This window comes from Dyadobacter sp. CY356 (assembly GCF_021440195.1).
In the GTDB taxonomy this organism is placed as follows: Bacteria; Bacteroidota; Bacteroidia; order Cytophagales; family Spirosomataceae; genus Dyadobacter.
Genome location: NZ_JAJTSZ010000006.1, coordinates 245,541 through 261,017, shown reverse-complemented (window position 1 = coordinate 261,017; position 15,477 = coordinate 245,541). Strand labels below are relative to the sequence as shown.

The 15,477-nt window shown below is 39.3% G+C and carries 14 protein-coding genes; 8 read left to right on the top strand and 6 right to left on the bottom strand.

Annotated features, from left to right (window positions below; translation table 11 throughout):
- The first annotated feature begins 254 nt into the window (after positions 1-254).
- From LXL81_RS20085 to LXL81_RS20070, 4 genes are all read left to right on the top strand, one after another.
- Complete coding sequence (locus LXL81_RS20085) at positions 255-788, top strand: hypothetical protein (protein WP_234648552.1); 534 nt, start codon at positions 255-257, stop codon at positions 786-788.
- Positions 789-1,151: 363 nt separating this feature from the next.
- Positions 1,152-1,364 (top strand): hypothetical protein, encoded by a 213-nt coding sequence (locus tag LXL81_RS20080; RefSeq protein WP_234648551.1) that lies wholly within the window; start codon positions 1,152-1,154, stop codon positions 1,362-1,364.
- A 38-nt stretch (positions 1,365-1,402) separates the two neighbouring features.
- The gene (locus LXL81_RS20075) at positions 1,403-1,771 is read left to right on the top strand and encodes an ATP-binding cassette domain-containing protein (protein ID WP_234648550.1); all 369 of its coding nucleotides are present in this window, start codon (positions 1,403-1,405) and stop codon (positions 1,769-1,771) included.
- A gap of 561 nt (positions 1,772-2,332) precedes the next feature.
- On the top strand, positions 2,333-2,563 hold the full coding sequence (locus LXL81_RS20070; protein ID WP_234648549.1) for a hypothetical protein: 231 nt from the start codon (positions 2,333-2,335) through the stop codon (positions 2,561-2,563).
- A 74-nt stretch (positions 2,564-2,637) separates the two neighbouring features.
- On the opposite strand, the gene LXL81_RS20065 is transcribed toward LXL81_RS20070, so the two are convergent.
- The 3 genes from LXL81_RS20065 to LXL81_RS20055 all read right to left on the bottom strand — a co-directional run bounded on the left by LXL81_RS20065 (position 2,638) and on the right by LXL81_RS20055 (position 7,307).
- On the bottom strand, positions 2,638-5,199 hold the full coding sequence (locus LXL81_RS20065; RefSeq protein ID WP_234648548.1) for a penicillin-binding protein 1A: 2,562 nt from the start codon (positions 5,197-5,199) through the stop codon (positions 2,638-2,640).
- Positions 5,200-5,281: 82 nt separating this feature from the next.
- Complete coding sequence (gene msrB, locus LXL81_RS20060; RefSeq protein WP_310589602.1) at positions 5,282-5,677, bottom strand: peptide-methionine (R)-S-oxide reductase MsrB; 396 nt, start codon at positions 5,675-5,677, stop codon at positions 5,282-5,284.
- An 82-nt stretch (positions 5,678-5,759) separates the two neighbouring features.
- The gene (locus LXL81_RS20055) at positions 5,760-7,307 is read right to left on the bottom strand and encodes a DUF5723 family protein (protein ID WP_234648547.1); all 1,548 of its coding nucleotides are present in this window, start codon (positions 7,305-7,307) and stop codon (positions 5,760-5,762) included.
- A 352-nt stretch (positions 7,308-7,659) separates the two neighbouring features.
- Between LXL81_RS20055 and LXL81_RS20050 the strand changes: the two genes are divergently transcribed.
- Together LXL81_RS20050 and LXL81_RS20045 are read left to right on the top strand one after the other, a co-directional pair.
- Complete coding sequence (locus tag LXL81_RS20050; protein ID WP_234648546.1) at positions 7,660-9,090, top strand: circularly permuted type 2 ATP-grasp protein; 1,431 nt, start codon at positions 7,660-7,662, stop codon at positions 9,088-9,090.
- A gap of 145 nt (positions 9,091-9,235) precedes the next feature.
- A complete protein-coding gene (locus LXL81_RS20045) occupies positions 9,236-9,967 on the top strand; it encodes an esterase family protein (protein WP_234648545.1) in 732 nt (243 codons plus the stop codon).
- 95 nt (positions 9,968-10,062) lie between these two features.
- On the opposite strand, the gene pheS is transcribed toward LXL81_RS20045, so the two are convergent.
- Entirely contained in the window at positions 10,063-11,103 is a 1,041-nt protein-coding gene (pheS, locus tag LXL81_RS20040; RefSeq protein WP_234648544.1) for a phenylalanine--tRNA ligase subunit alpha, read from the bottom strand.
- A gap of 395 nt (positions 11,104-11,498) precedes the next feature.
- Between pheS and LXL81_RS20035 the strand changes: the two genes are divergently transcribed.
- Positions 11,499-11,897: a LytTR family DNA-binding domain-containing protein gene (locus tag LXL81_RS20035; protein WP_234648543.1), complete on the top strand. Its 399-nt coding sequence runs from the start codon at positions 11,499-11,501 to the stop codon at positions 11,895-11,897.
- A 201-nt stretch (positions 11,898-12,098) separates the two neighbouring features.
- Here the strand turns inward: LXL81_RS20035 and LXL81_RS20030 are convergent, their stop codons facing one another.
- Positions 12,099-12,812 carry a porin family protein gene (locus LXL81_RS20030; RefSeq protein ID WP_234648542.1) on the bottom strand — a complete coding sequence of 238 codons (714 nt, stop codon included), beginning with the start codon at positions 12,810-12,812 and terminating at the stop codon, positions 12,099-12,101.
- 167 nt (positions 12,813-12,979) lie between these two features.
- On the opposite strand from LXL81_RS20030, the gene radA reads away from it, so the two are divergent.
- Positions 12,980-14,353, top strand: coding sequence for a DNA repair protein RadA (gene radA, locus LXL81_RS20025; RefSeq protein ID WP_234648541.1), 1,374 nt, complete (start codon positions 12,980-12,982; stop codon positions 14,351-14,353).
- Positions 14,354-14,560: 207 nt separating this feature from the next.
- Here the strand turns inward: radA and LXL81_RS20020 are convergent, their stop codons facing one another.
- Positions 14,561-15,475, bottom strand: coding sequence for a DUF58 domain-containing protein (locus LXL81_RS20020; protein ID WP_234648540.1), 915 nt, complete (start codon positions 15,473-15,475; stop codon positions 14,561-14,563).
- Positions 15,476-15,477: the final 2 nt, after the last annotated feature.

Below are 15,477 nucleotides of genomic sequence, written 5' to 3'. Positions count from 1 at the left end.
TAGCTCAGGTGTTTTTTGTGCCTTTTGATTTCTGTCAATTCAGGTCTGATAAGCCAATTTCACCTCTAAAATTGAGGTGAAATTTCTTTTGTTTTTATTGACGGGAAACGTTGCGAAAATAGTTTCTGGTCTTAACGGGGAAGCTGGTGCATTTGCAGAAGTTGCGTTTGCTGGATTTCTATCTTTTAAATTATCTAAAATTCAATAGTAGCCATTTGATGATTCTAACTAATTACGGCTATTGAAAAAAAAAGATGGTCAAATATATTAAGCTGAAAATCTTCTTGTTGATTATTCCTGCACTGTTGCTTTGTGATAGTTCTTTTGGCCAGTTTAATATTCATCATTTTGATTTAATTGTTGGATCAAGAATACAAAAGAATAAAATAAGCAAATCACCAGCTATTGTAGGATTGGGTAAAGAATTTTTGCTAAACGGTCATGAAGGTTTGTTGTATGCAAAATCGGAAATGAATTTAAGTGGTTGGCGTACTATTGGGGCAGGATTAACAATTGACTTTTTTAAGAAGAAAGGCAAGGATACTCCTGGGCTTTTTGCAGATTTTTATATTCCATTTCAAAATAAATTGCATAAGGAACAGCAAAATATCAGTCCGGTATCAGGTAAGCTAGGGGTGGATTTTCCAACTAGCAGCGGCAACAAATTTGTAATGGAGTGGGGAATGTCAGAGGATTGGAAATCACTTTTTGAATTAGGCTATAGGATAAAGTTCGGTATAAAAACTAAGGTCAGCAGACGTAGAAGTTTACGTTGTCCCAAGATTTAATCATTATGTAAAAAATGTTATTTCCGATTCTCCAATGGTGATAGTTGCTGCTGTGCCGGCCTTAATAGTTTTGGATGTTGGGGCTTTGTACTATGGAGATTTAGGCAGGATGGATGTTGGATGTCGGGATCATAATGATTGTATTCTGATTAATCCCTATTTTAAATATTACATAAAGTTTCAGGAAAATCGCATTTCCCTGGTATTGACTTATGTAGGCGCCCGGGGGAAATAACCAGGTAACAAATATGAGTACCACATTAATAATGCTTTTAATTATCGTGTTGGGTGGAATATCTACACAAATAATAAGATCAAGAAAGAAATTGTAATTCATACTTGATTGTGAATAAAATCAGTATTATGGCTCGTTGGATTTTAATGTTAATTGTTGGACTTATATTTTTTGCTCTTGGTTTATATCTAAGAATTTTCGGAGACATCAGCGACAGCGAAGCACTTGTCACAGTTGGATTGTATTTGACCATTGTCTGGTTAATTACTTCTTCCTTCAATCTCAGAAAGGAGATAAAAAAACTTAAAGAGGAAGTGGAAAAGTTGAAAAATTATAATTAGATGGAATATCCACAACCTACCTAACTTTCCTGAACACTTTGCCGCAGGGATTGATGACATTGGTTGGCGAAGAAGGATTGAATTTATCCGGAGGCCAAAAGCAATGGATTGGCATTATGCGCGCCTTGTTTCAAAAGCCAGGACTGTTGCTTTTGGACGAAGCCACTTCCCCAATGGATGCACAAAGCGAACAAAAGGTCTTGAATTTATTAAATACACTCAGAGCGGATATAGCCATTCTTTACGTATCACATCGTTTGCATACTCTGGCTAATTTTTGTGATCGTATTTATATTTTGGATGAGGGCAAGTTGGTGACTTCCGGTTCTCATGAAATATTACTTGAAACAGATAATATGTATAGCCGGTTTTGGAAATATCTGGAACCGGAATTATTGGTTAGGTAATTTTTTGGTTGCCTTTAAATTTATACTTGGTCACGCAGTTATATTATTTGAAATCAGGTGTTTAATCGAATATTGAATAAATTATATTGTTTGTATTCTTTTTGTTAATATTGATTTTAGTATCAAGGGTAATGATAATGGTGTAAGGGGAATTGGCAAAGAATAACCAACGTATTTGGTAGTTACCATATAGCAAAGCTTGATAAAATAGATGGTTTATGGAAATCAAAGATCCTCACATGTGGTTATACGTTTTCTCTGCATTTCTAATTTTAGAAATTGTGATGCTTATTTATATCTTCGGCAAGAATATAGATTATACTTTTTTTGACGACTGGCTTTCAAGCCAACTGCTTTTAACTGGGATATTAATAATCAACTTTTCAATTTAATTATGGAAGGCTTATAAGGATATAAAAGACCAGGAAATAAAAAATGACTAGATACACAATGATTTCTAAAATATGGTCTTTTGCAAAATCTTATACATTCAAGGTTTGTCCATAACTCGGCCATTATTTCAAAAGTTTTATCTGAGTCTAACTTAAATAAATCATCAAAATGATGGAGGTTAAAAACCCACAATCCAGAATGTTCCTTTACTTAGTTTTATCAATTGTATCTATCGTCATTGTGATAAATGCATTAAGAAAGGACATCGATTATTCCTCCTTCGGTGATTGGCTGGATAGTCAATTATTATTCGGTATTTTAACGATTATCGGTTTTCCTATTCAGGCTTGGAGAGCTTATAAGGAAACTAAAAAGATAAAGGAAGAAAAAGTAGAGTGAAATTTGATCAGAGTTTCACAAACAAAAACGCGGTGCAAAAAATTTTTGCACCGCGTTTTTGTTTATCAGCAATATTAATTCCTCCTCCCCGTATCACTTGTACTCGGTATAGGTGGGGGTCCAATTAAAAAGTCATCATCCACACTTCCCGTTCCTGTGCTGTCTCCGCCGGCATCCAAAGTATCACTCCGGCTGGATTGGTAATAGTTTGGGCAATTATATTCCTTGTCAATTTTAAAACTTGGTTTCGGGAATGGTCCGGGTTCTATACCGATAGACTTGTCTTTATATATCTTTTCAAGGAAACTCCCGACAATTGGTAAAGCGGTTTTTGCACCTTCACCCAGATTTGTTGTCCGGAAGTGAATACTGCGGTCATCACCTCCAACCCAGGCACCGATAACAAGGTCACGTGTGATACACATAAACCAGCCATCTGAGTTGTTTGATGTTGTTCCCGTTTTTCCACCAATTTCATTATTATTTCTTGTCACATCAAATTTCCAACGGATACTACCTGAGGTACCACCTGCTTCTTCCACACCACCACGCAACATATTGACCATCAAAAAAGCAGATTCAGGACTGATTGCCTGGCGCGGCTCAGGTGCAAATTCCTGAACGATTTTTCCATTCTGATCTTCAATTTTTGTTACCAGAATCGGTTCAGTATATTGTCCGTTGTTGACAAAAACGCTGTAAGCCGCAACCATATCATACAAAGTAACATCAAAAGGCCCGAGCCCTATGGAAGGTACCGCTTTCAATGGCGTCGTAATTCCCATTTTTTTGGCATAACGCACTACGTTGGCCGCTCCAACATCATCCGTTAGCTGAGCCGTAACCGAATTGATCGATTGCGCCAGTGCACGGCGTAAAGTCATATTGGAATAAGTGAAATACCCATTTGCATTTTTCGGTTTCCATTCTTTCTCCTCACCGTCTTCCATGTAGTTTTTTACAAACGGCTTATCTTCAATCTCATCACATGGCGACATATTGTAGGTTGAGTCGTCGATGGCTGTTGTATAAACAAAAGGCTTGAAAGTTGATCCAGGCTGGCGTCTTCCCTGTTTTACATGGTCATATTTAAAATAATTATAATCCAGACCACCCACCCAGGCTTTAATATTTCCGTTATGCGGATCCATCGCCATCATGCCTGCACGCAGTATATGTTTGTAATATTCAAGAGAGTCCATCGAACTCCAGTATTTCTTGATCTCACCGCTCGTTTTCCAGTCATAAACCATCATGCTGTCCTTTTTATTAAGATACCATGAAATACTGTCTGGCTGATTCGGGAATTTGGCTGCGAGTGATTTATATCGGCTCGTCCGTTTTACAACAGAATTCAGGAAGTCAGGAATTTCTTTGCCGTCTTCATCGATCCACGGATTTTGTTTTCCCCAATGATCTTCAAAAACGCGTTGCAACTGTTTCATTTTCTGCGTCATCGCTTCCTCAGCTTTTTCCTGCATCCGGGAATCAATAGTCGTGTAAATTTTCAGTCCGTCCGTATAAAGATCATAACCATTTTCATCACCCCATTTTTTTACAAAATCAACAACCGCATTTTTGAAATAATTGGCATTCCCGTCATAAGGTGTTTCGAATTTGGTTTTCAATTCAATTGGTAGAGCACTGATTGAATCCGCGGCTTTGGCAGACAAATAGCCATATTTCTGCATTTGTCCGATAACTACATTTCGCCGTTCCAAAGATCTTTTGATGTTCCGTACCGGGTTATATGTAGTAGTAGCCTTTTGTAAACCAACCAAAACAGCGGCTTCCTGAACATTCAAACTGTCCGGCGATTTGCTGAAATAAGATTTTGCTGCGGTGTTGATACCGTAAGCATTATTTCCAAAATCAACGGTATTGAAATACATGGTCAGGATTTCCTGCTTTGTAAAATTTCTTTCCAGTTTAATTGCCGTAATCCATTCTTTGGTTTTATAAATCAAAGTGCTCAGACCCGGAACATATCCAAGGACACCTCGCGCATCTCTTTTTCTGGTTTTGAAAAGTTTTTTCGCCAGCTGCTGCGTAACCGTACTTCCGCCGCCGCGGTCAGTTTCTCCTCTTACAATGCCAAAAGCAACACCGGCCATAGCACGGTAGTCAATGCCAGAATGTTCGTAAAACCGGATATCCTCTGTTGCAATAAGTGCTTTAACCAAATTCGGCGAAATTTGATCATAGGTAACCGGTGTTCTGTTTTCAGTATAAAACTTCCCGATCATAACACCATCAGAAGTGTAGATTTCGGAAGATTGTGAAACTTTTGGATTTTGAAGATCTTCAACACTTGGCATACTTCCCATCAACCAAAGGAAGTTGGTTTCAATACAAAAAATGTAAAAGAAAAATCCAATAAATCCGTAAAGAAATAATTTCCAGGTAAAAACAACAGGCCTGTAAAAAGCAGAGTTTTTGTCAAGATTTTTGTCCCACCAGGCATGGTATGCCTGCCGTTTTTGATGCAGTGAAAGGAAAAGCTCCTCTGTCCTTGTTTTACCAACAAAGAGTGCAGTAATACGGAAAATAATACTTTTGAATATTCTTCGAAGCTGTGTTCCAATGAATTGAAACATTGCTTTCAGATTCTTGTAGAAGGTTTTGATTACTTCCATCAAACGTTAAGTTTCATAAAGGTGTCAAAGATAACAAAAGCCGGACACATCTCTGTATGTCCGGCTTTACGAGTGGCTCGCGCTAAGATTTTTTAACAAATTTAAGTGCCACGCCATTCATGCAATATCGCAATCCTGTTGGCTTAGGTCCATCATTGAAAACGTGTCCCAAATGACCACCGCAAGTCCTGCATACTACTTCGGTGCGGATCATTCCGTGACTTCGGTCAACGATTTCTTCAACACTTTTTTCACCAATAGGAGTAAAGAAACTTGGCCAGCCTGATCCTGAATCATATTTGGTATCAGAACTGAACAATGGGGTATCACATGCTGCGCAGATATAAATTCCTTCTTCCTTATTATCATTCAGCGGACTGGTGAAAGGCCTTTCTGTTCCTTTTTCACGTAAAACAAAACATTGCTGTCCTGTCAATTCTTTTGACCATTCCTCTTCTGATTTTATTACCTCTCTCATCGATTTTTTCGGTTTAAGTTTTCAGCATTGTCATCACCAAATCAAAATACTTTGTAACGAACAGGTGCCAATATTAGAACAACTAGCGCTTATGGAAAATTCGCCTGATCCAGGAATCTTCGGCCGGCCAGCATTTATTCGCTGATTCCGGCGGCCTTCTGAACAACCCGGCAGAAACTCCGAAATATAAATTAAAAGCTTTTGGATTTCCAACATTTAACAATCCAAGTATATGGTCCGTCCCAATCCAGATTGGACCAGCCCGCCCGGCCAGTCCAATGGTTGGTGAGCTATACCGGTTCATGATCGAAATAGGAACCGAAACTTCATACCACTTGTGTTCATATCTGGGTGTAACAGAAAGCACAGATTCACTTTTCATTCCAAACGCACTTTGTGGTATTAGATTTTGCACCCAAAGTGCATTGACATACACATTTGGTCTGACATTATAATCGCCGCTCAGTTGAAAAGCCATAGGCAGTATGGTTGAAAAATGAGCCGCCTGAGTACCTGAAACACCAAATGCTTTATTTACTGCATCATAAGCACCTTCCGATCCCATTAACTTCTGAAAATCATCATAACGTAAAATCTTGTTGGATGTTGAAACTTCCTGCTGTAACAAATACGTAGGATTTCGCCAGCGTACCCGGCCGATATCGGTTATGGAAGCAGAAATGCGGTACAGGTATTTATTTTTACTGTTATCTTTTTTTCGTTCTCCTCGTTCGGTGTAAGAATATTTATGGATATCGGGGCGATATTCGTAGACGGCGCCAAGATCAAAACCCCAGCCACTACCAGCCGGCGCATTTCCTAAAAGCCAGGAAACACTAGGTTTGAAATTTTGAAAAGCTTCGTCTCGTGTTATACCGTATTTAATATTGACCTGGTCGGCAACAATTAATTGCCTCCTGTTTTGCCAGGCCGGATCAGGTTGGATTGAATAGGAGGAGTTATCAACTTCTACGTGAGCGTTGTATAACCCGATGATTCGTTTTATGGTTACACCAACTTTTAGATAATCAGTCTCATTATCAATCACAGCACCGCCAACGGTCATGGCCAGTTCTCCCAATCCGTTCACATTCAGGCGGCCCGACTGATTTTCAAAATACTCATTTTGCAGATCAGTTTCTCTGGTAGTTTTGCTTAGGAGACGTGCAAGGGGTTCTGTGATGTTTGATCCGTTGATGTATGCCCGTGTACGTGCAGCAAGCCCCACGCCAATTTTATTTTTAAAAAGCCCGAACATGATCGATGGCAGACGCACATCTACGCCTGCATTCAGCCATTTGTCTCGGCCGTTTAATCTTTCTTTCAGATATGCCCGTGGAAATAATACGGCACCTTTTTCATTGCGGTATTGGTCGCCAACACTGTTTGTAACCAGACTTAGGAAAGAGTATGGGGCATTGTAACGGACGCCGCTGTTGGCAGTATACATGCCTGCCCCGACAAAATTAACATAAACGCTGTAACGACTATCGGCAACAAAGGCGGGATTATGATACAATGCCTGAGTCCCTGAATAATTTCCCATGGCTATGCCTTGCATAAACTGCGACCAGCCAATCGTAGAAAATCCCAATAAAATACCTGCAACAAGTAAACTTTTTTTATACATGTGTGTAAAACGGTAAACCTCAGGATTCATTATTCCGGATGCAAATTAAACAGGAACCAAACTGACATGCAAAGTTTGTTTAGCGATAGGGAAAACTTTTGGCAAGGAGGAAGAAAGCCGGATGTGTTTTGTGAATATAGACATTAAGACTACATTTAAGTTTGTTTCTAATTCTGAAAATTTTGCTTAAAATCCTTGAAACCATACTTTTTATCTTCTTTTTATCAGGATTGAAATCCGGGAAAATGTTTTTTTAGTAATCCAATAACGAATATATGTTTTGCAATTTGAAACATATGCCATATATTGTTCTGTTAATAATAGAAGTATACTTATTCAAATTTTGTATTGTATGAATTTTTCATTCTCTGATTATCAATGCGAGGAGTTCTTTGACGAGATGTTTACGCCTGATGGCCAGATTCGTCCGGGCTATGAGCATCTTAAAAATAAATTTGAAAATTTGACCCATGAAGATCTTACCAACAGACAGTTAGCTACTGAACGTGCGTTGCTTTCAATGGGTATAACTTTCAATGTTTATTCCGAAGGCGAGGGTACAGAACGGATTATGCCGATTGATATCATTCCAAGAGTGCTGCCAAATGCGGAGTGGGAATGGCTTGAAAAAGGATTGAAACAGCGGATCAAGGCATTAAATATGTTCATCCATGATGTTTATAATGAACAGAATATTTTAAATGACGGCGTAGTCCCCCGTGATCTTATTGAATCCAGTAAGTGTTTTTTAAAACCGTGTATTGGTCTGAATCCTCCGAAAGGAATCTGGTGCCATATAACGGGTACTGATTTAATAAAAGGTGACGACGGCACTTTCATGGTTCTGGAAGATAATTTGCGTTGCCCTTCCGGTGTGTCTTACATGATTGAAAACAGGGAATTGTCAAAACAGATATTTCCTGACGTGTTAGCCCGTACCGGTGTGCGCCCGGTTTCGGATTATCCGACAAGATTATTGCAAATGTTGCAGCACCTTGCTGACAGGCCGAATCCGACAGTTGCAGTTCTGACACCGGGGATTTACAATTCAGCGTATTTTGAACATTCCTATCTTGCCCAGCAAATGGGGGTGGAACTGGTTGATGCACGCGATCTTGTCGTTTCTGATGGTTATGTGAAAATGCGTACAACAAGTGGTCTTCAGATCGTTGATGTAATTTATCGTCGTATTGATGATACTTTCCTTGATCCGGAAGCATTTAATCTTGATTCGCTTATTGGTATTCCAGGAATTTTTGAGGTTTACAAAAAAGGACGGGTGGCTTTGGCAAATGCACCCGGAACGGGCGTTGCTGATGATAAAGTGGTATATGCTTACGTACCGCGCATCATTGAATATTATTTGAAAGAGGAAGCGATCATTCCTAACGTAAAAACATACATCTGCCGTGAGCCGGAGGATTTTAAATATGTACTTGAAAATATTCACGAACTGGTAGTTAAAGAAGCAAACGAAGCGGGCGGTTACGGAATGATGATCGGCCCGAAAGCAACGGAAGAAGAGCACGAATTGTTCAGACAAAAGATCCGTGACAATCCGCGCAATTACGTCGCGCAGCCTACTATTTCCCTATCACGCGTTCCTTGTATGGTTGATGGCCATGCAGAAGGCCGTCATGTCGATCTTCGTCCTTATATTTTATATGGTGATGATATCAGCGTAATTCCTGGTGGACTTACGCGTGTGGCGTTGAGAAAAGGATCTCTGGTTGTAAATTCATCTCAGGGAGGTGGAGGAAAAGATACCTGGGTGCTTTATTAAGGTGTAAATGATCAGATTTTTAGTAAACGGTAAAAAAACGTATATAAAGTTTGACTTTGAGGCACTGGCATTAAATTTTTAGTGTTAGCCATATACGTGAAACCGTTTACTAGAAACTATCAACAACACTTAAATTGAAAAAGAAATGCAACGTGAAGTAACCGGCTGGTTCAGTCCGTCGCTTAATAAACAAATGGATATAGCCGTTTACGGTCACTATGGTATCGCTTTGTTATTAATCCCTACGGCGTCGTCTGATTACCTTGAATATGAGCAAAATGGATTGATTGAAAGTATTGCCCCCTATATCAATTCCGGAAAAGTAAAAGTTTACTGCATCAATAGCATCAACGGTGAAAGCTGGCTTAATCCCTACATGCATGGATATGACAAGGCGGTCCGTCATCAACATTTCAATGATTATGTGATAAAGGAAGTCATCCCTTTCATCAAAGAGAATTCAAGTCCAAAAAACGAAATTATAACAGCAGGAGCATCACTGGGAGCATTTCATGCTGCAAATCTGTTTTTCAGATACCCTGACTTTATCAATGGCGTAATCGGGATGAGCGGGTGTTATGACCTGAGTGTTTACACGGATGGTTATTATGACGACAACGTATACTTTAATTCGCCAATTCATTATCTTTCACAATTAAAAGCAGAATGGCAGTTGTCGCTATACCGTGAAAGCCGTCATATTCATTTTATTACGGGTTCCGGTGCTTATGAAGTTCCTGAATATTCGCGGCAGATTTCTTCTATATTAAGCTCTAAAAACGTTCCTCACGAACTTGACATCTGGGGGCAAGATATGCCACACGAATGGTGGGTCTGGAAAAGAATGCTTCCTTATTATTTGGAAACAAGATTTTAAAATTTTCGAGTGCAAAACGTTATTTACTAACGATTACACTCGAAAATCTTATAACATTAATATTGGCAAGAATATGATTTGGTCAAAAATACTGATCAGGCTCCTTCGAACTGTCTTAAAAATCTGACGTCATTTTCAGTAAAAAGTCTTAAATCACTGATGCCGTATCTCAGCATTGTAATACGTTCGATACCCATTCCAAAGGCAAAACCGGTAAATTCTTCGCTGTCGATTCCAGCATTTGTCAAAACGTTCGGATCAACCATTCCAGATCCTGCAATTTCTACCCAGCCGGTATGTTTGCAGATATTACATCCTTTTCCTTTACATATAAAGCATGAAACGTCAATTTCAGCACTTGGCTCAGTAAACGGAAAGTAGGATGGACGAAGACGGATTCTGGAATCTTTATCAAACATTTCTTTGGCAAAGTGATAAAGCGTATCCTTCAAATCCCGGAAACTTACATTTCTGTCAACATATAAACCTTCAACCTGATGGAAAACACAATGTGCACGGGCTGAAATGGCTTCATTACGAAACACACGGCCCGGCATGATGGAGCGGATCGGCGGTTTCTGCCTTTCCATCAATCGGATCTGAACATTTGACGTATGCGTTCTCAACAAAACGTCATCCTTAACTGCTTCTTCACTTTTCGATATAAAAAATGTATCCTGCATTTCACGTGCCGGATGATTGTCGGCAAAGTTTAATGCACCGAAGTTGTACCAGTCTGTTTCAATTTCCGGACCGTATGATACATTAAAGCCCATACGTTCAAAAATTTCAATAATGCGGCGACGAACAATTGTCAGCGGATGAATACTGCCCTGTAAGTTCGGTGCAACGGGCAAAGTTAAATCAATCTGGTTTCCTTCATGCACATCATCAGAACTTTCCAAGGCTGTGCTAAACTCCTGAAAACGGGATTGAGCGAGGTTTTTCAGCGTATTCAATTCTTGTCCGACCGCCCGGCGATCATCCTGAGGAATGTTTTTCAGGCCATCAAACAATTCTGTGACAGCACCTTTTTTGCTTATGTATTTTAAACGAAACGCTTCCAGTTGTTCTTTGTTTTCAACCAGGCTGCCTTCTATTTCGTGAAGCAATTCTTTTACGCGGTCAGTAATCATAAATTTTATTGGTTGGAAGAAATAATGGATAAGCCGTAAAACCTGGATTTTCAGGTTACCATATTCCTGGAATTTTTTATTTGTGCCTGTTATTCGTGTCTTGACTCTGGGCTTAAAACTGGTGCAAAGATAGATAAAGTTAGATGCTTAGAAATGACAATTTTAACTACTTCGGAATTTAACGTAAAAAGAGCCTGATTTTAAGGATTTGGGCACTAGGTAAAATTACGTGTTTTACTAAGGTCAGTTACGTCATTTTACTTTTATAATTTTTTTAAAAATCTGATTTACAGAATTTTATATCAAAATACCTATTTCCGGGTACTTTTCTTAGAGCGTAGGAAGAGCTAAATTTGAACCGTCAAACAACGTAACTACGGCCAACCCCGAGCACTATGAAAACTTTAGGAGACTTTACCCATCAAACACTGTCAGATAATTCTTTTACTGACCGCGCCGTCCACATTTCTGTTCAGTCAATGGGCAGAACTATATTTCTAACTCCGGATGTCATCACATTTCTGGAAGGAGAAGGTAATTATACTTTCATATATACAAATGCAGGCAAAAGGTATTTAGTTTCAAAAACGTTGAAATCGCTTGCGGAGTTACTGGACAGCAATTTTATCAGGGTTCACAAATCGTATCTGGTTAATTCTATTTACGTAGTAGAACGTATGGAAGACGATCGTATGCTTCGTATGTCTTGCGGCAAAGAAGTGATTGTTTCACGCAGAAAGATTAAAGAAATTACAAATATACTTGATCATAGCAACCTGCGCATAAGCGCTTAAACCAATTGCCTATACCAAAACATTTACTTTTAAAATTAGTGGGTTATTCATATAGACAGCAGCCATCGCCAGATCGATGGCTGCATGTTTTTTTATAAGCCATCGGCAATCTGCTGTCGGCTGTCAGAAATTGATAATAAGATATTTCTTGAATTTGAATGAGGTCCAATAGCTAAACGCCAACCGCTATCAGCTAACTGCTTAGAACAGCTTAATTCCCAAAGTCACTTGCCATGAAGTTATTTTTTGACGAACGGTTGCACTGCTTCCGTCAATTGGCTTGTTATTTAATTTAAAAGTTGCAAGATCTGTAAAGGTACCTTCCTTACGTACATCCAGACTGAAACTTCCCAAATCAAGACCTGCACCAAATTGATAACCTACAACAGCGTTCGATAAAGCACCATCACGGTTGGAAGAATATTCTTTGAAAGCATCACTCAGCTTTTGGTTATCACCCACACGGAAGGAAAATAACGGACCTGCCAAAACGCGGATAGGACCTCCTTTTAGACCAATAAGAATTGGGACATCAATATTGCTGTATTTAATTTTGACGGTTTGAGCAGTGGTTGAGCCATCAGGGATTATATTAAAAGATCCGCCTTTTGTTGAAACCAAAACCTCGGGTTGTACAAAAATTGTTTTCCCAAAACGCATCCAAACCCCACCTACCATACCCGTTTTGGTATCCAGACTTTCTTTCAAATTATCGCGGACATCTGATCCATCAAATTTTTTGTAGGCATTTCCATTCTCATCATATCTGGTCGTTAAAACGTTGCCCATGGTTAGTTTGGACAAGTTAACTCCACCTTTAATACCAAATGCAAAACCTTTTGTCTGAGCCTGAGCAGAAATTACTGTTGTCAGGAATAAAAGCGTCACATAAATTGTTGTCTTGATTGATCTCATAAAGAAAATTGTTGATGACTAAAACCGATTGATAACGTCAGGAAATAAAAAACGATACGCGGAGAGGACGTTTTTTGATTTAACGGAAAAAAGGTTCGCATATTTGGGTAAATTTTCATGCCAGGAATTTAACAATTTTTACAACAACAAATTAAGGGAAAAATAATATGGCCAAAGCCAAAACAGCATATTTTTGTCAGGAGTGCGGGTATAATTCACCCAAATGGGTAGGTCGGTGTCCTTCGTGCGGAGAGTGGAATACAATGGTTCAGGAGGTCATTGAAAAGGAAGAAAAAAAAGCCACAGTTACCTGGAAATCGGTGAACCTTGCCAGTAAACCCAAAGCAATTGCTGAGATTGAATATGCCAATGAGCCGAGGATCATTACCAGCGATGGTGAACTGAATCGTGTTCTGGGTGGAGGCATTGTGCAGGGCTCACTGGTGCTGATAGGTGGAGAACCTGGAATAGGCAAGTCGACTTTGATGCTTCAAATTGCATTGACGCTCTCGGATAAAAAGGTTCTGTATGTCTCGGGAGAAGAATCTGACCAACAGATAAAAATGCGGGCGGAGCGAATGGCCTCCAAAAGCGATAATTGTTTTATCCTTACAGAAACCCAGACGGCTAACATTTTTCGGCAGATCGAAGAATTTCAACCTCAGATTTTAATTATAGATTCTATCCAGACCATGCACTCGGCATATATTGAATCCGGTGCAGGAAGTGTTTCGCAGGTAAGGGAATGTACCGCTGAATTTATGAAATATGCCAAAGAAACGGGCGTTCCCGTGTTTTTAATTGGTCATATTACAAAAGACGGCTCTTTGGCAGGGCCAAAAGTTTTGGAGCATATGGTAGATACAGTTTTGCAATTTGAAGGAGACCGGCATACTACGTACAGGATTCTGAGGACTCAAAAAAACCGGTTTGGCAGTACTTCGGAACTAGGAATCTATGAAATGCATAGCGCAGGGTTACGTCAGGTAAGCAATCCCTCGGAAATATTAATATCGCAGAGGGACGAACCGATTAGCGGAATCTCTATTGGATCAATGATGGAGGGGAATCGTCCACTTTTGATAGAAATTCAATCGCTGGTAAGTGTCGCAACCTATGGAACTCCGCAGCGAAGCGGAACTGGTTTTGATGCAAAAAGACTGCAAATGTTATTGGCCGTTCTGGAAAAACGGGGAGGATTCAGACTTGGTGTTCAGGATGTATTTTTGAATGTTGCAGGAGGTTTGCGTGTAGAAGATCCTGCAATTGATCTTTCTGTGGTGGCTTCCATCGTTTCATCCTATGAAGATGCATTCATTCCGCCTTCTGTTTGTTTTGCCGCCGAAGTCGGGTTAGGAGGGGAGGTAAGAGCCGTTAATCGTATTGAAAGCAGAATATCAGAAGCTGAAAAGTTGGGTTTCAAGAAGATTTATATTTCAAAGTATAACGGAAAAGGGCTTGATTTTAAAGAAGCCAAAATTGAAGTTGTAGCAGTGGCTCACTTGGATCAGCTTTTTATGGAGTTGTTTTTGAATAAATAAAATTGAATTTTAAATATTGTAATTCTAGCCTTAACAGATTCTTCGGATCATCCTGTTTATAGAAATACCGATGTGACCCGCGGGGCACACAACTCCATCGGAGTTTCTGCTTATCCAGAAGGCTACAATGGAACCGGGAATTTGGTCACCATCTGGTTTCTATAAACAGGAATTTAAAAAGGAGATGTAACTTAAATTTTACAAGAATTATCTCATCTTCGAATGCTTAGTCAGATAGGCCATTAGGACGGGATCGAAACCCTGGGCGATATCAGCTTCAATAAAATCAATTTTATATTGACCACATTTTAGCTTCAATTTTTGATAAAAATCGCCTACGAACTTTTGATACGATTCTCTTACCTGATCAGGCTGTACTTTTATTTTTTCTCCCGATTCAAGATCTATAAATTCGTATGGGCGGTTTTCGAATGAAAATGATTCTTCCGTTTTTTTATCCGTTACATGAAATAGAAGTACTTCATGCAGATTATGCCTCAAATGCTGCAAAGCAGAAAATATCAGATCAGCGTCTTCAAGATTTTCAAACATATCGCTGAAAATAACAACTAAAGAACGTTTATGAATTTTTTCTGCTAAAAGATGAATAATACTGGCAACGGAAGTTTTTTGTAGAGGACGTGATTTTTGTAGAAGTCCGTTCAGTTCCTGCATGATCTTGTGTACATGCGAAGGGGTGGATTTTACAGCCGTCTGAATTTCTATGGCATCTGAAAATGTACAAAGACTTACTGCATCCTTTTGTCTTTGAAGCAAATAAGTCAGGCTCGCCGCAGCCATCAGGCTAAACGTCATCTTACCATAATTTTCTTCCGGATAGTACATAGAGGAAGAAGTATCCAACAAAATATGGCAGCGAAGATTTGTTTCTTCTTCGTATCGTTTTACATATAAACGATCTGTTTTTGCAAAAACTTTCCAGTCAATATTCCGCGTTGATTCTCCTGTATTATATAATTGGTGCTCTGCGAATTCAACAGAAAAACCGTGAAAAGGAGATTTATGCAGGCCGGTAATAAAACCTTCAACCAGCTGCTTAGCCAGAAATTCCAGGTTACCAAATTCTCTTACTTTTGCTAAATCCAGCTGCCTGATATTCATAA

Bases quoted from the DNA above. Each gene is read 5' to 3' on its own strand.
- radA (WP_234648541.1), top strand. From the start codon at position 12,980: ATGGCCAAAGCCAAAACAGCATATTTTTGTCAGGAGTGCGGGTATAAT.
- pheS (WP_234648544.1), bottom strand. From the start codon at position 11,103: ATGATTACTGACCGCGTAAAAGAATTGCTTCACGAAATAGAAGGCAGC.
- LXL81_RS20085 (WP_234648552.1), top strand. From the start codon at position 255: ATGGTCAAATATATTAAGCTGAAAATCTTCTTGTTGATTATTCCTGCA.
- LXL81_RS20035 (WP_234648543.1), top strand. From the start codon at position 11,499: ATGAAAACTTTAGGAGACTTTACCCATCAAACACTGTCAGATAATTCT.
- LXL81_RS20030 (WP_234648542.1), bottom strand. From the start codon at position 12,812: ATGAGATCAATCAAGACAACAATTTATGTGACGCTTTTATTCCTGACA.
- LXL81_RS20050 (WP_234648546.1), top strand. From the start codon at position 7,660: ATGAATTTTTCATTCTCTGATTATCAATGCGAGGAGTTCTTTGACGAG.
- LXL81_RS20065 (WP_234648548.1), bottom strand. From the start codon at position 5,199: ATGGAAGTAATCAAAACCTTCTACAAGAATCTGAAAGCAATGTTTCAA.
- LXL81_RS20070 (WP_234648549.1), top strand. From the start codon at position 2,333: ATGATGGAGGTTAAAAACCCACAATCCAGAATGTTCCTTTACTTAGTT.
- LXL81_RS20020 (WP_234648540.1), bottom strand. From the start codon at position 15,475: ATGAATATCAGGCAGCTGGATTTAGCAAAAGTAAGAGAATTTGGTAAC.
- msrB (WP_310589602.1), bottom strand. From the start codon at position 5,677: ATGAGAGAGGTAATAAAATCAGAAGAGGAATGGTCAAAAGAATTGACA.
- LXL81_RS20080 (WP_234648551.1), top strand. From the start codon at position 1,152: ATGGCTCGTTGGATTTTAATGTTAATTGTTGGACTTATATTTTTTGCT.
- LXL81_RS20055 (WP_234648547.1), bottom strand. From the start codon at position 7,307: ATGTATAAAAAAAGTTTACTTGTTGCAGGTATTTTATTGGGATTTTCT.
- LXL81_RS20045 (WP_234648545.1), top strand. From the start codon at position 9,236: ATGCAACGTGAAGTAACCGGCTGGTTCAGTCCGTCGCTTAATAAACAA.